General features: G+C 50.8%; 19 protein-coding genes. 4 read left to right on the top strand and 15 right to left on the bottom strand.

Annotated features, from left to right (window positions below; translation table 11 throughout):
- Positions 1-357: 357 nt before the first annotated feature.
- The 5 genes from HQN87_RS13720 to HQN87_RS13740 form a co-directional block, all read right to left on the bottom strand.
- Positions 358-639 (bottom strand): hypothetical protein, encoded by a 282-nt coding sequence (locus HQN87_RS13720; RefSeq protein WP_173133920.1) that lies wholly within the window; start codon positions 637-639, stop codon positions 358-360.
- 78 nt (positions 640-717) lie between these two features.
- Entirely contained in the window at positions 718-2,139 is a 1,422-nt protein-coding gene (locus tag HQN87_RS13725; RefSeq protein ID WP_173134750.1) for a hypothetical protein, read from the bottom strand.
- 154 nt (positions 2,140-2,293) lie between these two features.
- Positions 2,294-2,842: a hypothetical protein gene (locus HQN87_RS13730; protein ID WP_173133923.1), complete on the bottom strand. Its 549-nt coding sequence runs from the start codon at positions 2,840-2,842 to the stop codon at positions 2,294-2,296.
- Between the two features lie 81 nt (positions 2,843-2,923).
- A complete protein-coding gene (locus HQN87_RS13735) occupies positions 2,924-4,888 on the bottom strand; it encodes an FAD-binding protein (protein ID WP_254075490.1) in 1,965 nt (654 codons plus the stop codon).
- A 173-nt stretch (positions 4,889-5,061) separates the two neighbouring features.
- Positions 5,062-5,877, bottom strand: a complete 816-nt coding sequence (locus tag HQN87_RS13740) for a MerR family transcriptional regulator (protein WP_173133929.1) — start codon at positions 5,875-5,877, stop codon at positions 5,062-5,064.
- Positions 5,878-6,082: 205 nt separating this feature from the next.
- Here HQN87_RS13740 and HQN87_RS13745 point away from each other — a divergent pair, with 205 nt between their 5' ends.
- Positions 6,083-7,174, top strand: coding sequence for a GIY-YIG nuclease family protein (locus HQN87_RS13745; RefSeq protein WP_173133932.1), 1,092 nt, complete (start codon positions 6,083-6,085; stop codon positions 7,172-7,174).
- A gap of 58 nt (positions 7,175-7,232) precedes the next feature.
- Here HQN87_RS13745 and HQN87_RS13750 read toward each other — a convergent pair whose 3' ends face one another.
- Entirely contained in the window at positions 7,233-7,967 is a 735-nt protein-coding gene (locus HQN87_RS13750; RefSeq protein WP_173133935.1) for an SDR family oxidoreductase, read from the bottom strand.
- 156 nt (positions 7,968-8,123) lie between these two features.
- On the opposite strand from HQN87_RS13750, the gene HQN87_RS13755 reads away from it, so the two are divergent.
- Positions 8,124-9,050 (top strand): AraC family transcriptional regulator, encoded by a 927-nt coding sequence (locus HQN87_RS13755; RefSeq protein WP_173133938.1) that lies wholly within the window; start codon positions 8,124-8,126, stop codon positions 9,048-9,050.
- A gap of 482 nt (positions 9,051-9,532) precedes the next feature.
- Here the strand turns inward: HQN87_RS13755 and HQN87_RS13760 are convergent, their stop codons facing one another.
- From HQN87_RS13760 to HQN87_RS13785, 6 genes are all read right to left on the bottom strand, one after another.
- On the bottom strand, positions 9,533-10,351 hold the full coding sequence (locus HQN87_RS13760) for an ABC transporter ATP-binding protein (protein ID WP_173133941.1): 819 nt from the start codon (positions 10,349-10,351) through the stop codon (positions 9,533-9,535).
- Complete coding sequence (locus HQN87_RS13765; protein WP_173133944.1) at positions 10,351-11,382, bottom strand: FecCD family ABC transporter permease; 1,032 nt, start codon at positions 11,380-11,382, stop codon at positions 10,351-10,353. Before HQN87_RS13765 ends, HQN87_RS13760 begins: the two co-directional genes overlap by 1 nt.
- Positions 11,379-12,419, bottom strand: a complete 1,041-nt coding sequence (locus tag HQN87_RS13770; protein ID WP_173133946.1) for a FecCD family ABC transporter permease — start codon at positions 12,417-12,419, stop codon at positions 11,379-11,381. Before HQN87_RS13770 ends, HQN87_RS13765 begins: the two co-directional genes overlap by 4 nt.
- A complete protein-coding gene (locus HQN87_RS13775) occupies positions 12,416-13,507 on the bottom strand; it encodes an iron-siderophore ABC transporter substrate-binding protein (RefSeq protein WP_173133949.1) in 1,092 nt (363 codons plus the stop codon). The genes HQN87_RS13770 and HQN87_RS13775 overlap by 4 nt, the downstream gene beginning before the upstream one ends.
- A gap of 281 nt (positions 13,508-13,788) precedes the next feature.
- Complete coding sequence (locus tag HQN87_RS13780; protein ID WP_173133952.1) at positions 13,789-14,829, bottom strand: restriction endonuclease; 1,041 nt, start codon at positions 14,827-14,829, stop codon at positions 13,789-13,791.
- Positions 14,830-14,834: 5 nt separating this feature from the next.
- Positions 14,835-15,101, bottom strand: a complete 267-nt coding sequence (locus tag HQN87_RS13785; protein ID WP_173133956.1) for a helix-turn-helix domain-containing protein — start codon at positions 15,099-15,101, stop codon at positions 14,835-14,837.
- A gap of 191 nt (positions 15,102-15,292) precedes the next feature.
- On the opposite strand from HQN87_RS13785, the gene HQN87_RS13790 reads away from it, so the two are divergent.
- Complete coding sequence (locus HQN87_RS13790; RefSeq protein ID WP_173133959.1) at positions 15,293-17,029, top strand: Eco57I restriction-modification methylase domain-containing protein; 1,737 nt, start codon at positions 15,293-15,295, stop codon at positions 17,027-17,029.
- Between the two features lie 301 nt (positions 17,030-17,330).
- Here HQN87_RS13790 and HQN87_RS13795 read toward each other — a convergent pair whose 3' ends face one another.
- Both HQN87_RS13795 and HQN87_RS13800 read right to left on the bottom strand, forming a co-directional pair.
- Positions 17,331-18,185 carry an SDR family oxidoreductase gene (locus HQN87_RS13795; RefSeq protein ID WP_173133962.1) on the bottom strand — a complete coding sequence of 285 codons (855 nt, stop codon included), beginning with the start codon at positions 18,183-18,185 and terminating at the stop codon, positions 17,331-17,333.
- A 123-nt stretch (positions 18,186-18,308) separates the two neighbouring features.
- Complete coding sequence (locus tag HQN87_RS13800) at positions 18,309-18,893, bottom strand: NAD(P)H-dependent oxidoreductase (RefSeq protein WP_173133965.1); 585 nt, start codon at positions 18,891-18,893, stop codon at positions 18,309-18,311.
- A 120-nt stretch (positions 18,894-19,013) separates the two neighbouring features.
- On the opposite strand from HQN87_RS13800, the gene HQN87_RS13805 reads away from it, so the two are divergent.
- Complete coding sequence (locus HQN87_RS13805; protein ID WP_173133968.1) at positions 19,014-19,442, top strand: MarR family winged helix-turn-helix transcriptional regulator; 429 nt, start codon at positions 19,014-19,016, stop codon at positions 19,440-19,442.
- Between the two features lie 33 nt (positions 19,443-19,475).
- Here HQN87_RS13805 and HQN87_RS13810 read toward each other — a convergent pair whose 3' ends face one another.
- On the bottom strand, positions 19,476-20,894 hold the full coding sequence (locus tag HQN87_RS13810) for a DHA2 family efflux MFS transporter permease subunit (protein WP_173133971.1): 1,419 nt from the start codon (positions 20,892-20,894) through the stop codon (positions 19,476-19,478).
- Positions 20,895-20,935: the final 41 nt, after the last annotated feature.

The raw sequence follows: 20,935 nt of genomic DNA on the forward strand, positions 1-20,935 counted from the left end.
ATGGTTGCGTTTATCTAAGATGCACTTAAGTTTTGTACTAGAAGCTGAGTCGTCACTGCGGTGAACATTTGGTTATTTGTAGTATTACGTTCATTCCTCTGATCCGGTTCACAACCGTTATATATGTACCTGATACTTTATAACCTTATTCCCGGCAAATGATTGCACAAGCCTGCCATGCCGGTCCCGAATCCGACAAAAAACAAACAGGCATTCCCGGAACCCATCCGACAATGCCTGTTGAAGCAGGGCTACTGCGATTATAGAGGGTCTCTCCTACAGTTCCAAAATTCTCCCCCGCCACTTTTCCCTGTCTGTATATTTTTCAAGTTCAATCTATACAGCTAGACGCCCGCTCTAATCGCGGGCTTGGCCTCCCGGTACATCCAGTGAAGCGAGTCTGCGTTTCTCTTCCTCCAGCCTCTCTTCAGCCAGATCTACCCCGTGTCCCCCGACGGAACCCTCCGGTGCATGACGAACAGCTTCTTCGGCATGCTCCAGGCTGTTCTCTGCCTGCTCGATCATCTGCCCGGTCGGATGGCTCATTGCCTGAGTTACAGAGTTATGCAGCTTGGTTACCGCATCCTGTGACTGATCCACCGTACTGTTAGTCCGTAGACTGGATTCGTAATGCTTCATAAGAATTCTTCCCCCTCAATCACGGTTTCTGTTCTTCTCTAGGATGGATTGGAGGCCGTATTCTTATGCAGACAGCGCCTACACCAGAAACATGGCGACAACAGTCATCGCCGCCATGCCCAGCAGGACCGGCTTCAGGTTGCGCCGGGCCAGCTCGAACGGGCTGACGCCGCAGATCGCTGCGGCGGGAATCAGCGCCCACGGGATCAGGGTGCCGCCGCCGACCCAGATGGCGGCCACCTGCCCAAGGGCGGTCAGGGTCGCCGCGCCGGAATGGATCGCGGCGGCGAACAGCCCGGCAATCGAGCCGGCCAGCGAGATGCCGGAGAAGCCGGAGCCGTCAAGACCGGTAATCGCTCCGATCACCGTCAGCGTTACGGCTCCCACGGCCCCGTTCAGCGGCACGTGATTCGCCAGGGCAACGCCCAGGTCGTTCACGATGCCGTGCGAGCCGTCCGGCAGCACGTTGCCGAACAGCCCGGTGAAGGCCGAATCGCCAAGATAGAAGAAGGCGGCGATCGGGATCACGGGTCCGAAGACCTTGAAGCCGAACACGAACCCTTCAATGAGATAGGCCGTGATCTTCTCCAGCCCCTGGCCCTGGCCCCGGTGGGCCAGCAGGGTAATGACAATCAGGATCAGCACAGCGGTCCCGCCAACCAGCGCGGTAGCATCACCACCTTGCAGATGCAGCACGAACATGCCCGCTACATCCAGCAGAAAAAGCAGCGGGATGGCAATCGCCAGCCCTTTGCGCAGACCGTCACTCATGACGACCTGCTCCTCGTCCGTCCCGGCTTCCGGCAGCGGCCCCGCAGCGGCCGGGGAGGAGGAGACCAGACCGTCTCTCCAGGTTCCGTTCTTCTGGTCTCGGCGCATCATCCAGAAGGCGCTCACCGTGGTGACCACCCCCATAACGGCAACCAGCGGAATACTGGCCTGCATCACGCTCGACACCGGAAGACCGGCAGCATCCGCAGTCAGCTTCGGAGCCCCTTGGATAATGTAATCGCCCGAGAGAGCGATCCCGTGCCCGAACAGGTTCATAGCCACCGCCGCCCCCAGCGCAGGCAGTCCGACCCGGATCGCGGCAGGCAGCAGAACAGCCCCGACCAGCGCCACCGCAGGGGAAGGCCAGAAGAAGAACGAGGTCACCATCATGATCAGCCCGATCCCCCAGTAAGCCATCGCCGGTGTACGCAGGAACCGGGTGAGCGGGGATACCATCGTCTCGTTGATGCCTGTAATAATCAGAATCCGGCTCATGGCTACGATGATGGAGATGATCATGATCGTGCCGAGCAGCTCTTTGGTAGCATATACAAAAGAATTGAAGATCCCGGACACCGACCCGCTGACCGTAGCCGTCGCCAGCAGTCCCAAGGCCAAAATTCCGGTCACGCAGATCATAGTCGTATCCCGCCGCCGAATGAGCAGTGCCAGAATGAACACAATAAACACCAGATACACCCAATGAATCGCAGTAAGCTGTATACTCATTCCCATGATCCTGCGCCCCCTTCCACTTCCCTACAGTAACCCGGTGCTATAAGGTATGCAGAAGGATAGGCTGTTGTTCGCCGACACGGATTAGAAAAAGACCCCAGTCTCCACATACATGGATTCTGGGGCCAACCTGCGGATCACTCTCCGGTTACCGTTGTCTGCCGGACCTTCTGGCCCGGATGAAGGCAAGCTGCTGCAGCCTGTCCTGAGCATAGCTGCTGCCCTCCATGTCCAGGCGGCCGGTAGGGAGATTCGGAAGTTCCCGCACGGCTTCCGGTCCAGAGGCGGCGGGCAGAAGGGCACAAGTCCCGTCCCTGTGAACGATCAGACTATGGCTGGACATGGTATGAGGATCACGCACATACGCATCCAACTCGCCATAAATCTTACGCTGCAGCACAGGATCTTTGCTCATCTGCTGCAGAATATTCGGAGCGATCACAATCTCCGCCCGATCTTCCCGGACGCCTGAGGCAGCGGCACTATTCCCCTTGCTGCCATCTTTGGATACCGCCAGAATCCGCACGGACAAACCATATTTCCGCTTAATCCTCCGTGCCTGATCTTCAATGGACGCTGCGACAGCCGCCATCATCTCCGGAAAACTGAGAACAGAAGACCCGCCCATATTGCGGTCCGCCTGATGCGGTGAGCGGGTCAGCGAAGCTGCATTGATTCGTGATATGGGAATATACATCTTAGGGTTCCTCTTCTCGTGCAAAAAGTTCAGGACAACTCTTTATCGGCGGAAAGAGGATAATCACTTAAAAATTACGTGCTACTCCTTAGCCAGTGCACCCGCAGCCGCATCCTCGCCGCCCAGCCGCCCGGAGGTGAAGGAGTACCCCAGTCCGACGCCATTGCCTACATAGGTATCATTGAAGAGAACACCCTCCGATTCCACGCCGACGGCATACAGCCCTTTGACCGGAACACGCCCTTCATTCAGCACCTGGAACTTGGTATTTACCAGCAGACCGCCCACCGAACAGAGGTTGTTAACCTCCGAGACAATGGCATAATACGGGCCGCTGCCCATCGGAACCAGATATTCCTTCGCTTTGCCGAACTCCGTATCCATGCCGGTTTTTGCCGCTTCCTCATACAGCTTGAAGTCCGCTGCGAATACCGCCGGGTCCATGCCTGCATGTTTCGCCAGTTCCTCGATGGTGTTGCCTTTGAAGCCGTCGCCGTTCGCAACCATGGACTCGAATACTTTGTCTGCATCCTTCCAAGGCTGGTCCAGCTTGAACTTGTCTTTGTAAGGGGCATAGAATTCCGGCGGCATACCTGGCAGCTTCGGTGCCTGAAGGCCGTTCATCCCTTTGGTTCTAAGCGCATCCACCTGCGCCTGCGACAGAATGACCAGATGATAGGCTCCGTTAAAAGCACTGGTATTCGCCGCCGCGACTGCGGTAAGTGTCGCCGCCTCATCTCTGAATCTCGCTCCGGAAGGACCGACATTCATCAGGGTCGGCAGGTAGGTCAGCATCAGCGGATAACTGGCCTCGAACGGCTCATACTCCGCCTTCAGCTTGTCTGTGGCTCTGGCCAGTGTCTGGTGAAGCATTTGTCCCCCGAAGTTATCGGGAACCTTCGCACCGGCATCCCAGGCCATCTTCAGGCCTTCACCGATGTTCTGTCCAAGTCCGCCGTTCACGCCTTCGAAGCCGAACGCTTCCTTAACCATCTCTTTATTGCCGGCATATCCTCCGGTAGCCATCACAATGCTTTTACCGGTAATCTCAAGCGTCGTCCCGTCGGACTTCTCCGCAACCACTCCGGTAACTTCGCCGTTAGTGCCTGTGATCAGCTTCTTGGCCGTTGTCTCAGTAATCACCTGACCGCCGCCCTTCTCCACCGATGCCTTGAGCATCGCGCGCAGCAGATCCTGGCGGGTCTCATAAGCCGGAAGCATATGCAGCTGTTCTCCGCCAAAGTTAAGGAAGGTGGTGGTGTAGCCTTTGCCGGTCAGCCAGTCATACGTCTCACCCGACTTCGTAACATACTGGCGGATCGCTGCCGCATTCACTCTCCAGTGGTTGTTAACAATCCAGTCCCCGATCTCCTTCTCCACTTCCACTTGGAGTCCGCTGCTTAACGCTGCTGAGGAGTTGTAGAATTTGCCCGCCCAGGACAGATTGCTCGCTCCGCCAATCGTCGCTGTTTTCTCGATCAGGATAACCTTAGCACCTGCGTCCGCTGCCGAGACTGCCGCTGATACACCGGATGCCCCTGCGCCTACCACGACCACATCTGCGGACAGCTGCTCGGTTTGGCCTTCTCCCGATTTCACTACAGCCTTGGATTTAAAAGCCTCCACATTGCCGCCCGCCTGCTTCACCGCATCCTCAACGGCGGTCAGAATCGCCTTGCTGGACTCAGATGCTCCGCTGACGGCATCAATATTCAAGGTCTGGCCGGTCAGTATCTCTTCCTTGATCTTGTTGATTGCCTCCACCCCGATACCGGCGGTTTCGTTCTGGCCGACCACCTCAATACCGGTGATTACGGATTCAGCGTCAAGTGTCACTTCTACCTGAATCTTGCCGTCTTTACCGTCGGCTTCCGCTTTATAGGTTCCCGCTTTGAAATCTGCCGGCACTGCACTTGTACCCGCTGGCTGCACAGCCTCCGGTGATGCCGACGGTTGTTCCGAAGCTGCCGGAGCGGCAGTCTGATTACCGCTGCAGCCGCTGATGAGCGACAGGATCATTACCAGGCATACGGTTAATATCAACATTGGTTTTGTAGCTTGCTTATGCATTCTTTCTCCCCCTGTGTGGTTAATACAGCCCTGTGTCTGTCTCTGTAAGGGCCGCTGGCTAGCCCACAAAGTGTAAACCTTGGTACTGTACCAAGGTCAATGAACGTTACGTGAAATTTTTCTCAAAGTATCACAGACTTCGTGCTCCGCTATATCCGCTCGATAGGTATATTGATCTCCAGATACGTCTTGCTGCCGTTGTTCGTGCGCTCTGTGAACAGGATTTTACCGTTGATATCCCCGCTGATCCGGCAATTCTGCGCCTTCGCATAATCCAGCATGAAGCCGAAGGACTCCCGTTCGAGGTATTCCTCATATTCGCTGACAATCACTGCAGAGATGCAGACAGCCGGCTCCAGGTATTCGGTGCTCTCATCCAGGCAGACCTCCAGCTTCTGCTGATCCTCCGCAAGCAGCGCAAGCCCCCAGCTATAATCCAGCTCATCCGTTCCATTGATACCTTCGGTATTCTCAATCCGGAAGGAGTAGAAGGTGAACGGCAGCAGCTCCATCCAGGACTGCACGGTCTTTTTGAGCCCCTCCTTCTGGAGCAGATGATTCTTGTTCGTCTGTTGAATCCGGTACATCCCCGGCACTTGCCTGATGGTACAGGTATAAAAAGATTCACCAATCCCCCCAAGCTCGGCATGAATCTCCTGAATCTTGCTGAGCAGCAGCGTGCTGCGCCGGATCTCCTCTTCCAGCTGCATACCGGCAGCGGCTATGGACTCTACCACTTGCCCGGACGGCGCATCTCTGATCAATCCGGCCACCGCCTGAAGCGGAATCTGCATGCTCCTGTACCACCTGCTCGACAATAAATTCCGCGCGTCCAGGTCATTAAAATAACGGTAATTATTATGATTGTCCTTCATCGGCCGGACAATATCATGCTTCTCGTATAAACGCAGTGTATCCGCCGTCACTCCCAGAATGGACGCAAATTCACCGATAGAATATTTCATCAGCAGCCCCCCAGCTTACTTGATCGCATTCTTCCCCGCCTGTCATTCACATCATTAATGATAGTGGGTTACGCCGGAAGACATTGTGGATTATGTCACACCGTTCCTGCCGGGCCTTATGTATTAGCTTTTCCTGTCGCCGGTGACGACGGCATGGTTTATACTTGAAGATACTGAAGAAATACGAAGAACGGAGGCGGCAGCCATGCCCGCAACTCTGACAGACAAGATCGCAAACCTCCCTTTAACGCCGGGCGTGTACCTTATGAAGGACAGCCTGGGCCATATCATCTATGTCGGCAAAGCGAAGCATCTCAGGAAGCGGGTCCAGTCTTATTTTTATAATAATAAAGGACATTCGCCTAAGGTGAAGCAGCTCGTCAAGCATATCCGCGATCTCGACTATAGGCTGACCGATACGGAATTCGAAGCCTTCATGCTGGAATGCCAGCTCATCAAAGAGCTCAAGCCGATGTATAACCGCAAGATGAAAAACCCGCTTGCCTACAGCTACATCTCCATCGTGGATAACGGGCCGTACCGGCAGATTGAGATCGGCTATGAGCCAAGCCCGCAGGCGGGCAGCCTCTCCTATGGACCTTATACCAGCCGGAGTACTGTCGAGAGAGCGGTGCAGGGCATTAAGGAATCGCAGCGAATCCTCTGCAGCAGTCCCCATTCCCGGACTACCCGCTGTCTCAACCATTCGCTGGGCTTATGTATAGGGATGTGCGGGGGCGGTGAGGCGGTGAAGCAGTATGAAGCGGTCATGGAGCAAATCATCCGCTTATTGAACGGGAACAGCAGCTCGATTGTCAGCGGACTGGAGGCCCGGATGGAGGAAGCGGCGCTGCGGTTTGACTATGAGACGGCCGCCAAATACCGGGATTACCTGGGGGCCGTTCACTCGCTGCTGCACAAGGAGAAGGTGATCGGATTCACCGGGGAGAACAAGAATATTGTCGTGCTGGAGCCGGTGGACGGGCAGTCCTGCAAGCTGATCCTCATCAAGGGCAGCGTAATTCTCTACCGCACCCTTCTGGCCGCGGAAGACCTGAGCAGCGGACAGCTAACCGGAATGATCACAACGGCCGCACGGGAATATTTCCGCAGCAGCAGCCTGGTCGCGGCTACGGAAGAGATGAGCCGCCACAAGATCGACGAGGCTCAGATCATCTACAGCTATCTTAAGAGCAGCTCCGGCCATTATCTGCTCGTTCCGCAGGAGTGGCTGGAGGATGACGGTAGAGCTGAGCTGGGAGAAGCGATGAACGAGTTGATCGGGAACGCATTATAACCGGCGCTGGCTGGAGCCGTCATCTGCTCGAAGGCTCCAGCCAGCCCGGCTATACAGGTTACACTTGCGCAGTAGGACGGATCACGATCTCGTTCACATCAATGTCATCCGGCTGTTCAATCGCGTAGGCAATGGCCCGCGCTACTGCATCCGGTGCCATTGCCAGCCTGTCGCGGACGGCGGCAAGCTGATCTCTTATTGCCGTGTCTGTCACACCCTCGGTGAAGCCGGTCTTGACGATACCGGGTGAGATGATGGTGACGCGCAGCTTGTCGCCCGCCTCCTGGCGCAGCCCCTCCGAGATGGCACGCACGGCGAATTTTGTTCCCGAGTAGACCGACTGGTTAGGAACAGTCTTGTGTCCCGCTGTAGAGGCAGTGTTCACGAAATGTCCGAAGCCCTGCTCCCGGAAGATTGGCAGTGCTGCGGCAATCCCATACAGAACCCCTTTAAGGTTAACGTCAATCATGTCCTCCCAATCCTCGACGCGCAGATCGTCAAGCGGGGAGATCGGCATCACTCCGGCATTGCTGAGTAGCACATCTATCTTCCCGTACCGTTCACAGGCCAGTGCAACAAGCCTGCTTAGATCTTCCCGCTGTCTTACGTCTGTGCTTGCATAAACGGCTTCACCGCCATTGTTCACAATGCGTGCCGCCAGCGTCGCCAGACGCTCAACTCCGCGCGCTCCAAGCACTACCTTGGCCCCGCGCTCCGCAAGGAGCAGCGCTGCCGCCTCCCCAATCCCGCTGCTCGCACCCGTAATGACAACAACTTTATCCTCAATGCTCATACTGTATCCTTCTCTCTAGAGTCTAATGGTCTTACCTGTCCATTGTACGTAAACAGCGGTCTCATCAGGTAGACAGATCGCCTCCGATTCTTGCCTAATCCTCTTCGGCGGGGATATAATTAGCCATTAGACTTTGGCGGAAAGGAGCAATGAAGCATGAACGGCATCTCTTCCCTCTCTACTCTCTCTGTCCACTTACAAGAACTGATTCTGCTAATTCAGCGTCATGCACCTTCAGAAGGAACACATGCTTCATCAGTACCGGAGTTATGCTTCAGACATGCAAGCCAGGTGTCCGAGCCGAGACATTCTGTCAATACGCCTTCGTTATACGTGATCGTACAAGGCTCCAAGACAGCCACGCTGGCGGGAGATACTTACCTATGCAGTCCGGCCAGCTACATCGTCAGCCCGGTGCATCTGCCTGTGGTCGGGATGATTACGGAAGCTTCGCCGGAGCTTCCTTATCTGAGCCTGCAGCTGTCTATCCGTCCGGAGGTCATCCTGGACATCATGCACAGGAGCAGTATGCAGCGCGATACAAAGACGGAACGCGGTATACTGCTAGGCCAATCCGATACGCCTCTGCTGGAGGGGCTGGTCCGCCTGGTCCGTCTTCTGGATACCCCTGAGGATATTGAGTTCCTCGCGCCGATGATCATCCGCGAGATTCTGTACCGTGTGATGAAAGGTGATCAGGGGGCATTCCTCAGCCGGTTCTCCATTGCCGGCAGCTATTCTTATAACATCTCCAACGTGATCCAGCGGATTAACCGCGATTACTCCAAGCCCCTTGTGATTGAAGAGTTGGCCAAGGAAGCCCATATGAGCCCTTCTTCCCTGCATAAGCATTTCAAAAAGGTCACAGCGATCAGCCCCCTGCAGTATCAGAAGGCCATCCGGCTGCAGCACGCACGCCGCTTGCTGCTGTCAGAGGGATTAGAAGCCGCTGACGCAGGCTTTCGCGTGGGCTACGAGAGTCCTTCCCAGTTCAGCCGGGAGTATGCCCGCATGTTCGGGCGTTCTCCCATGAACGATGTTAAGCATCTGCGTAATACCTTAAGTGTTCATGGGGATGGATAATGTCGTGGGAGATATGAAGATAATGCTGAGTGAGTGGGCTATGTTGTCTTGTTGTATAGAAGCAAGTGGAAAAACGCCTCTTAATTTCTCCGTTTCCGAGCTATCAGTGGAAGTAAGTGGAAAAAAGCATCTAATTGAGTTAGTTTTAGCTACAATCGAGGGAATGGAAGGATTTAAGTGCCTTTTATCCAACTCCTGATTTAACATCGGCCATTCTTTCAGCAGTAAGTGGAGGAAATCCAACTGCTTCCGATTCTTATTACTGGAGCTTGTCCGGCGTTACTTTCTGCACCCTTTACACACTTATCTGGCATAGTGCCTGTCCGGGTGCTACAATAGATCGCTCAATGAGCGTTACTGTACTCAGACTGTGAAGCCTTTACAACACCCCCCAATATAAGGGAAGCAGTTTTTATACTTAATTGTGCACACCAAAAAGCTGCCCTCCGGTATGACCGGTCGGACAGCCTGGTATGAAGCCTTTACTGTGGAGCATTCGCCATCTTATCATGATACCGTCCTCTGGGCACAACCAGCGGAGAACCCGAGACAGGGTCAGGAATGACCGTGCAATCCAGACCGAAGATTTCTTTGACCCGCGTACTTGTAATGACCTCTGCCGGGGTCCCCTCAGCAACAAGCTTGCCCGTGTGAAGCGCAAAGATATGATCGGCATACCGCGCGGACAAGTTGATATCATGCAGCACCATTACAATGGTGGTCCCGTGCTTGCGGTTCAGATCGGTGAGCAGATCCAGAATCTCAACCTGATATGTGATGTCCAGAAAGGTTGTCGGCTCATCGAGAAACAGGATGTCGGTCTGCTGCGCCAGGGCCATGGCAATCCAGACACGCTGCTGCTGGCCGCCTGAGAGCTCATCAATATTACGGTTGGCGAATTCGGTGATATTCATAATCTCCATCGCTTCGGCAACCGCTTCGTAGTCCTTCCTGGACCAGCCGCCAAGCAGAGACTGATGCGGGAACCTGCCGCGTCCCACCAGATCGGCTACCGAAATTCCCTCGGGCACAATGGGAGATTGCGGAAGCAGCCCGATGACCCGGGCTAAGGCTTTGGCCGGAATGGCGGAGATGGGCTTGCCGTCAAGCGTGACCCGGCCTGCGGTATGCTTGATCAGTCTGGCCATGGTTTTGAGCAGGGTAGATTTCCCGCAGCCGTTGGAGCCGATAATTACGCTGATCTGGCGGTCCGGGATTACAAGATCTACACCGTGGATAACCGTCTTATTCTCATAGCCTGCTACGACCTGCTCAGCACCAAACACATGTGTCGGTTTCATTATAATTCTCCCTTTCGATTCATACGGATTAACAGGAAGATCAGATAAGGCGCTCCGAGTAATCCGGTAATGATGCCTACAGGGAATCTGTACTCAAAAGCAAATTGTCCAATCAGATCCGACGCCAGGACCAGATTCACCCCGACTAGGCCTGCCGGGATGATGCTGGAGGCGCCTGTACCCACCAGTCTTTTGGCAATCGGTCCCGACAGGAAGGAGACAAACGCAATTGGTCCTGTAGTGGCCGTAGCTATCGCAACCATGCAGACGGAGCTGACAATCAGTGCAATTCTGGTCTTGTCGGTACTTACTCCAAGCGAGGTAGCCGATTGCTCCCCCAGCTCCAGGATACTCAGATGCTTGCCCAGCAGCATAATAATCGGCGAGCAGATGAGTACGATGATCACGAGCGGCGGAAGCTCACGCATCTGTGAACCGTTGAGACTGCCGGTAAGCCAGCGGATCGCTGAAGGAATGTCCTTCTCGGAGCCGATCAGCAGCAGGTAGGAGATGACCGCATCCAGCATAGCCTGCAGGCCTATCCCGATCAGAATTAACCGCCCGATGGAGAAGGTCCGTCCCCTGGAGAGGGCATAAATCAGCAGCACGGTGGCAAGACCCGCAATTACGGATGCAATGGAGACTACGGCTCCGCTGGCATGAAGGATAACGATGCAGTATACCGCCGCCGCACTGGAGCCGGAAGTAATGCCAATAACATTCGGGTTCGCCAGCGGGTTGCGCAGCATCGTCTGGAAGGTATACCCGGCAATGCCAAAGGCAAATCCGGCAAAAAGACCCGCCAGCATCCGTGGCAGCCGGATAATATTCACAGCGAAGGAGACACCCTTGAGCTCTTCCCCGGAGAGTGCACGGAGTACATCAGTAACCGGATAGATGGTATTCCCGAGCAGCAGCATCGCGCAGCACAGCATACAGGCCAGTACGGCAAGAAGGCTGGTTACCAGTATGCCCCGGCGGTGTCTTTGACGTCTGCCAGCCATAATAAATTCAATTGATTGATTTCTCATAAGGATCGCACTTTCGATTTCATGGCTAATAGAATTAGGATTGGTGCCCCTACAAATGCCGTGACCACACCAACTTCAAGCTCTCCGGGACTTCCGATCAACCTGCCGCCTACATCGGAGATGGTCAGAATAATGGCTCCAGTAATCGCTGACATCGGGATCACGAACCGCAGGTCCGGTCCCAGGATCAGCCGGATGACGTGAGTGGACAACAAGCCGATGAAGCCGATCGGCCCGGCCAGCGCTGTAACTGCGCCGCATAATAATACACCCGCCAGCGCTGCAATAAGCCGCAGTGTGCCTGTGCGGACCCCAAGGCCCGTTGCTACATCATCGCCCAGGGCCAGCGCATTCAGAGCCGGAGCCGAAAGGAAAGCAATCAGGATGCCGACGAGCAGGAACGGGATAAATGTGGTGATGCCGCTCCAGCTGCCCGCCCCCACGCTGCCCACCTGCCAGAACCGGAACTGGTCCATGACATAAGAACGAGGAATCATAATGGCGGTAACCAGAGAGGACAAGGCTGCGCTGATGGCAGCACCTGCCAGAACGAGCTTAATGGGCGTGGCTCCGCCACGCCCCATGGAGCCGATTCCGAATACGAATACCGCCGTAATGGCAGCCCCGGCTAACGCCAGCCATATGTACTGGTCAGCAGAGCTGATGTTCAGGAAGGCAATTCCGCATACCACGAACAAGGATGCCCCTGTATTCACTCCCAGGATGCTCGGGTCGGCAATCGGGTTGCGGGTAACCGCCTGCATCAATGCTCCCGATACTCCGAGCGCCCCGCCGCACATCAGGCTGAATACCGTCCGTGAGATCCGCTTGCGGACCACGCTAGCCCCATAGCTGTCCACCTCTGGACGGAATAACCCGTCGATAAGCTCATTCCAGCTTACCTGACGGGCTCCCAGCACCAGTGAGGCGATGACGCACAAGATCAGCAGGACCAGGCAGCTTATCAGCACCACAGTGAAATTCTTCGGGATATGAAGTTTTAACTTGTTGTCGTCCGAGACCGATGAACTAATCATTTTATTTTATCAATAGCTCCCCCGATTAATGCAAGGTAATCATCAATCGTATACGCAATGGACAGCGGGTTGGGTGTTCCGGCAGCGACCAGCGGGGTATCGCTGTCGATGAAGGCTACCGATCCCCGTTCAACCGCAGGGATTGTGCCGAGCAGGGAATCCGCCTGAAGCGTTTTAAGCAATTCGTCATTTCCGTACCCCACTATCAGATCGGCATCATACAGGGCTTCAACATTCTCTGAGCTTAAGCTGAGCGAGTAGCTTGTAGGGTCTGTAATCTGTGAGGTAATGCTTTCAGGATATACCATCCCCAGCTCATATAAGAATGCGACACGGGAGTCTACCGGAGTATAAATATGCAGTTTCGACAAATCCTCAGCGGAGAAGTTGACCCATACCACCTTTTTGCCGTTAATCTGCGGGTATTTGCTCAACTTGTCGTTGACCATAGCCTCGGTGTCCTTGATGAGCTGTTCGCCTTCTGCCTTCATGCCCATACCTTCTGCGTTCAGCAGCACCTGCTCGCGCCATGTCGTCGCCCAGGCAGCCGTTGGATAGGCTACAACCGGCGCAATCTGACTAAGTGTATCGTAATCTTCCTTCGTTAGACCGGAATACGCGGCAAGAATAACATCCGGATTGGCATCGGAGATAGCCTCGAAGTCCAGACCGTCGGTATCCTGGAACACATTCGGATCAGTAACATTCAACTCCTTCAGCTTGTCTGCTGTCCAAGGCAGCAGCCCGCTGCCATCCTGTACGCCGAAGTTCGCAGCCGAGAAGCCTACGGGTACCACACCAAGGGCAAGGGCCACATCATGGTTGGCCCATTGCACAGTAACAACGCGTTCCGGCTTGCTCTTAATTACAGCTTCGCCCAGCGCGTGCTTAATGGTAATCGGATAGGTAACCTCAGCCTGTGCAGCAGGCGCTTCAGTGCTGGTTGCTTCGCTTGTTGCAGCAGCCGTTGCGGCCGGAGAAGGTGAAGCGGCTGAATTCGACTGATTGGAGGAGCAGCCCACTAGCGCTATAGTCAGTGCCAAGGGAATGAATAATGTCTTCAGGGAGAACTTTCTGGTGCTGTTCATGTGTGTACCCTTCCTTATCTAAATATGAATTTTTTATTACGTTGTATATATTCATACGATAATGATTATCATTATCGTATGAATATATAGTGACATTGACAACTTGTCAATGTAAAAAAGGAAGTTCTGTTATAATCCTATAAGTAAATTTTTTCTTTATCGTCTCAGATCGCGTTTAATTTATTGTTGAATCAAAAAATACCCACTCGCTGTATTTAGCAAGTAGGACATTTTAAAAAACTGACATTTCGTATAGGAAATCACGGCAGACCAGGAAAAGTCTACAGAAAGTTAGCTGGTAGAGGAATTTGCAATTTTTTGTTTATTTTCTTCCCACCAAATTGTGTAAAGTATTTAAAGAATTCATTCCCTGTTATCAAATAAAATTTTTTAATTACTACTTCATTATCTTCCACTTCCCCATAAAAAATAGCGTACCGCACATCACACATGCGTACAGGTTGGGCGTTAATCTGTGGAATATCCAAAATCTCCTCATTGCTTGGTAAAAACAATCCTAAATCAATTGTAGATGAGGTCTGTAACTTCACTTCTAATAACTGGTGCTTTACATCAGGAAACTTCCCATCATCTTTAAAATTAGAATATCCTAGTGCTTCACATACTAGGCTATGCAGAATGGCACCACGATTTCTTTCTTGAAGGGCACCAAGATAATGTAACCTTCTACCCACTAATGCTTGCAATCTTTGATAAATTTCACCTATGGGCATTAGTTCGCCTACAGTTGGATATTCAGATGGTAGCGTATGTTTGTCAAAACCACTGTAAGAAGAAATAATGTTTTGCATTTCAAACGTATCTATTTCAGAAAAGAGTTTAATATTCTCAGGAATCCCTATTAACTTGGCCTGATACTTCTGAGTGAGTTTCCCTGTTCTATCTAATTCTGAGAGTATATCTCCAGTTACAACCTTAATTTTTGTTATCCTATCATCTTCATTTATTCTTATCAGAACATAGCGGCGAGAAGGAGAAACTTCTTCATTCCATATTTGTAGATTATTAGATTTCTGTGTATAAACGTCAAATTTCTGACCTGAAAAACGAGGCTGTGTTTTCTTGAATGAGTTGGGCGGAATATAACCTAATGCTTTACAAACTTCCGTTTTAACGATTTTGGAACGCGTTCGCAATGGAAGCCCCTCCAGGTTAATCCCCACTAAATGATCACTTAATAATTCCTCTAATTCACTGGAAGGAATCCAGTAAGAGGGGTCGCCAACCGGGATTTCGTCATAAAGCGTCAAATCACTTGATAGAATATTATCCTTAATTGTTTGTGCTAATGGTGATAACATATATCTCATTCCTCCTTATTTGATTTTTCTGATAAAATAAAACTTACAGATACCCCTAATGCATCAGCGATTTTTTTGAGATTTAAAACAGTAAGATTCCTTTCTCCCCTTTCTATTCCGCCGATATAGGTACGGTCTAAATTGGATTTGAATCCCAGCCTTTCTTGTGACCAGTCTTTCCCAAGTCGAAGTTGTTTAATTTTTTTACCCAGGGCATTCAAAAATTGTTGTTCTTCCTTCTTGTGTGATAGAGAACCATATTTTTCATTCATGTGTTAATTATCCGATGAATGTCTTGAGAATTCGACCGATTATAAGTATCATTTAGATGATAATATGTATCTTTTTGGTCTCAATAAGTATCTTTGTGTTTTTCTCTGCTTTCTTTGCATCAAAATTTTTATAAGCGGCGAAAGTATGAAATAGTGTAAACTGAAAGATAACTTTGTTGACGAGGTGCAAAATGACAAAAAGTTTAGCTGAAAGAAAAAAAACTGGTTCTCACTATACATCCGGTGATTTATCGAAATATATGGCTGAAAAGCTAAATGAATTTGCTGAATTTGACGTTTATGGAGAAAAAAAATCTATATTAGACCCATCCTGCGGTGGCGGTGAGTTACTTAAAGCAGTTTGTAATGAAATAGGCACTGAAAATTTACAAGTAATTGGGATGGATACAGATAAAGTAGCTATTGATGAAGCAAGTGATTATTTAAACACCTCAAATAACAGCAATATTCATCTTTTCAACAGTGATTATTTAGAGCTGTTTGATAATGATACTGAGTTTGATTTATTCTCAAGCATTAAAATGAGAGAGGATTTTTGGTGTTCAACTGAGGAAGAGGATGGCTTACAGAAAGTTGATATGATTATTGCCAACCCTCCTTATGTCCGTACACAGGTATTAGGAGCAGAAAAAGCCCAGGATTTAGGACGTAAGTTCAACTTGAAAGGAAGGGTTGATTTATATCATGTTTTCTTAGTAGCTATGACGAAACATTTAAAAGAAAACGGCTTAATCTGTGTCATTACTTCAAATCGTTATTTAACTACTGCTGGTGGAAAAGACATCAGGGGGTTTTTAGATGAAAATTATGAAATTCTTGAAGTAATTGATTTAGGAGATACAAAATTATTCGAAGCTGCTGTATTACCAGCAATTTTCATAGGACGAAAAAAGTCAAAATATAGCACCAAAAAGAATCATAAGGTGAAATTTTTACGTATATATGAAAATACCGCTGCTATTAATACGACGGAGAAATGTCATTCTATATATGAATTACTATCTAAAAAAAAATCCGGTTTTTTTGAGGTTGAGAGAAAAAAATATGAGGTTACAGTAGGATTTTTAAATATACCTAAAGATTCTAAAGAAATTTGGGTAATGGCTTCTCAAGAAGATAATATGTGGTCTGAAACAGTAAAGTCTCTTGCCAAATATATATTTAATGATGTGTTCCATGTAAAAGTAGGAATTAAAACTACAGCTGATAGTGTTTTCATAAGGAAAGATTGGGATACTTTAGAGGATTTTACAAAACCTGAAAATGAAGTACTAAAGCCTTTAGTGTCATCTGATACTGCAAGTAAGTGGAATTTATCGAATGAAGTAGAAGATTTAAAAATACTCTATACTCATGAAGTTAGGGATGGTAAAAGACAAGTTATTGATTTAGAACAATATCCTAAAACTAAAACATATTTAGAAACTCACAGAGAACGTTTAGAGGGTAGAGATTATGTAAGACAGGCAAACAGAAAATGGTATGAAATATGGGTGCCGCAGAATCCTGAAGCATGGTCAGCACCAAAAGTAGTATTCCCAGATATTAGTATTGAACCGAAATTCGCAGTTGATACTAAAGGATATTTAGTTGACGGAAACTGTTACTGGTTGTCTTTAAAAAATACTGAAGACGTAGATTTATTATTCTTAGCTGTGACCGTGGCAAACTCAAAATTCATGTCCAGATTCCATGAAATCGAATTTCAGAATAAGCTATACGCAGGTCGGAAAAGGTATTTAACTCAATATGTAAAGAATTATCCATTACCAGACCCTCATTCCGTTCATTCGCAACGGCTGATAGAGTTAGGAAAAATATTAACTGCTAATAGATTAAATGATGAACAAATAAGAATGTATGAAATGGAAATTGAAAACAAAGTTCAACAGGCTTTCGGGCTTTAATGAAAAAAGGTGGTCCATTTTCTAGGAATGGGATTGATCTTTTTAGTAAAGCTGTAAAAAACAACGAGCAGCAATTCTCCGGTAACGCGAGAATGCTGCTCGTTTTAGTTTATTAGCTGCGTACTCGGCAGATTATGAGCAAAGGAGAGCCTACCTGCTTCGCGAGTTACTTTTGCTATTCATTGAAGTTTAATCTCTATCCAACTCCAAAAATAAGGGATGTCCCCGCCACTGCTGGCTTTTGGGATATCCCTCGCTTTGAATAACTTTACAGTATAGTGTTCAGGAAGCCCATAGGTAGTCAGCCAAGCAGCGAGCGTACACCTTCGCTAAGCGGTGTCTGCGGACGGTTCAGCAGCTTCTCCAGATCGCCGCTCTCGATATTCAGTGCGCCATCGCGGATGGCTCCCTGAATAGCTACCACGATCGGCAGTGCCGCTTCCGGCACGCCTGCACCCGCCATAATCTTCGCATAGGTGGCGTCATCCACCTGCTGCACAGCAACCTCCTGGCCCAGAACCTCACCAACCACGGCTGCCAGCTCTGCTTGAGTAAGCGGTGTGCCGGACAATTCGTAGATGGCATTCTCACGGCTCGATCCTGCCAGAACAGCCGCCGCCGCCTCGGCATAATCGCTGCGTGTTGCCCAGCCCACCTTGCCGTCTTCGGCAGAGGTCAGCCAAGGTGCGCCAGCCTTAACAGCCTGAATGGAGCCGACTTCATTCTCCAGATACCAGTTGTTGCGCAGGAAAGCATATGGAATGCCGGATTCACGGATGAACTCTTCAGTCGCACGGTGTACCGGTGCCAGGAACAGGGAGCTGTTCTCGGCATCGCCTACGCTGGTATAGGCGATGAAGCCGACACCTGCACGAACGGCGGCATCCACAGCAGCCTTATGCTGGCGGATACGCGTATCATTGTCGCCGTCTGCCGAGACAATCAGCAGGCGCTCTACTCCGGCAAACGCTGCATCCAGAGTCTCCGGCTGATCGAAATCACCGTGACGGACATCCACGCCCTGTGACTTCAGCTTCTCTGCCTTCTCCGGGTTTCTGACGCTGGCTACAATATTCTCAGCCGGTACCGTCTTCAGCAATGTCTCTGCTACGATCGAACCAAAGTGACCTGTTGCTCCTGTTAATGCGATTTTCATGTCAATTCCTCCAAATGGGGTTCATTTATTTGAACATCTCTGCTGATTCTTGTTGATCCAAGGTAATCCTTCATCCTGTAACCATTGTAGTTACATGTAGGCAGAATGTCAAATGGTTTATTTTCACCGGGCAGTCTTGAAATAACGGTAGATCTGCTCCAGCTTACGGCTCTGCTTGCCCTTCGGGCTCTCCATATTGCCGAACTCGAAGAATTTCACCTTGCGGATGCCTACGAAATTAAACAGGGCCTTGCGCATCAGCGCCTTATGAGAGTTGTTCAGCCACAGCAGCGGATAATGGGTTGGCCCCTTCATGACGGAAATGCAGACGACGCTCTTGCCCTTGAGCAGGCCTTCCGGCAGAAGTCCGCCCTTATCCCGGTACGCGAACCCGGAAGCAAACATCCGGTCAATATAACCCATCAGCATGGCCGGCGGCCGCCCCCACCAGATCGGATAGACCAGCACTACCTGATCCGCCCACAGCAGTTGTTCCCTGTATTCCGCAAGCTCCGGGTCACGGTACATATCCCTTCTCCGCTTATTCTCATTAAACACCAGTACCGGATCGAAACCCGCCTCATACAAATCAAGCACTTTGACTTCGTTAATCTTCGTATTCTCCTTGCTGCCGCGCAGCACTTCCTGCAGAAAAGCGTAGCTGAGACTGCGGTGATTCGGATGTGTATAAATAACGAGTGTGTTCATCAGTGGTATTCCCCTTTAGTTGTCATTTGATAACAAAAACATAGCATAGTTTTAATTTAGTTGTCAAATGATAATTGTTTTTTGATAATTAATTTGGTATGGTTCCTTTGAGGTGATCTTATGGACAACAACCAGCTGTTTCAGAAATTCGTAGCCTTCAGTGCTGCCGTCCATCAAATAACAAACGATATAACCAAAGATGTGAAATCAGAGGCCTTAACACCGCTGCAATATAAAATTCTCGAATACATCGCCGTCAGCCAGCCGGTAACACTCAGCGAGGTCAGTGACTGTATGCAGATGTCGATGCCCAATACAAGCCGTGAAGTGAAAAAGCTCAGCGAGAAGGGCGTCTGTACCCGGATCACTGACCCGGATGACCGCCGCAAGCAGGGGATCAAGCTCTCTGCCGCAGGTGAAGCGCTGATGAATGAAGCCTTTCAGCAGATCGCCGTACGGTTCGAGCAGCGTATTGCCGGTATCACGGCTGCAGAACGCAAAGAGATCGAGCAGGCGCTCGATCTCTTGCAGCACAAAGTATTTTATTGAGCCTAGGCCTTCCTGTCCCCATTACAACAATAGTTATTTCACAGTAACGCCCTTCGCCGGAATCTCAGCGGGGGCTTCCTTGCGTTGGATGAAGAAGGCCAGGATCAGCGCAGCTACTGCGGCTCCTGTCGTTACCATAGAAGCCACATTCATCCCGTGAATTAAGCTGTGGACATCTCCCGTTGGTTGCTGGCCGCCGCCGCTATGAGTCATTATGGTGACCAGCAGCGCTGTGCCGATGGAACCAGCGACGGTCCGCAGCGTGGTGTTCACGGGAATCCCATGCCGGATCAAGGCAGGCGGGAGAGAATTCATGCCGCTGGTGATAACAGGCAGTAAAGTCAGGCTGACGCCGACCATCCGCAGAGAATAGCCAACCATAAGGAACGTATAGGTTGTATGCTCTGTCAGATTCGAGAACAGCAAGGCCGAGAGGACCGTCAGACTGAGTCCGGTGATGACCATCGTCCGGGCACCTATTTTATCGAACAGCCTGCCCGCTATGGGCGACATGATACAGATGAGAATCGCACCGGGGAGCAGCATGAGACCTGACTTGAGCGCGGTATAACCAAGCATCGTCTGCATGTAGATAGGGAGCAGTAATTGGGCGCTCAGCATGATAATCATCAGAATCATACTGATCACTGTAGCCATAGTAAAAGCAGGACTGGTGAATACCCGCAGCTCCAGCAGAGGATTCTCCATAGTCAATTGCCGCCAGACGAACAGGCCCAGCGCGATGAACCCGACCGCCAGGGAGATCAGCACCTCCGTGCTTCCCCACCCTCTGCTGCCGGAGACGCTGAATCCGTATAATACACCGCCGAAGCCAAGCGAGGATAACGTCATGGATAACGCATCCACCTTACTTTTCACCTGCGGGGTAACATTCTTAACGAGTAAGACTCCAATGACGGTGATTAGCAGCGAGCATGGAGCCAGAGCATAGAACAGCAAACGCCAGGAATGATCCTCGACCAGCCAGCCGTTCAATACAGGTCCGATGGCCGGGGCGAAATTAATGGCAAGCCCGATCATCCCCATCGTGAACCCCCGCTTAGCCACCGGGATCAGGATGAACGTTAACGTCTGCACCAGGGGAAGCATGATGCCCACTCCGACGGCCTGCACGATTCTTCCGGTGAGCAGCAGTCCGAAATTCGGCGAGACCGCACACAGGAGCGTTCCCGCGGTCAGCATGCCCATGGCAAAGACGAAGACCTGCTTGGTTGTAAACCGCTGAATCAGAAAAGCCGTGATCGGAACCACGATGCCTGTAACCAGGGCAAAAGCCGTTGTCAGCCATTGGGCAGTACTTGTGGACACCTGGAAATCGCCCATAATGTTCGGCAGCGCTGTATTCAGTGAAGATTGATTCAGCAGCCCCAGCATAGTCCCGATAATTAGAATAGCCATGATTAGTACGGTTCCCTTTGGTATTTTCTCCATTTTAATTCCCCTCCATTGATACGTATTAATAATCTTCTAAA

The organism is Paenibacillus tritici (assembly GCF_013204885.1).
Lineage (GTDB): Bacteria > Bacillota > Bacilli > Paenibacillales > Paenibacillaceae > Paenibacillus_AQ > Paenibacillus_AQ tritici.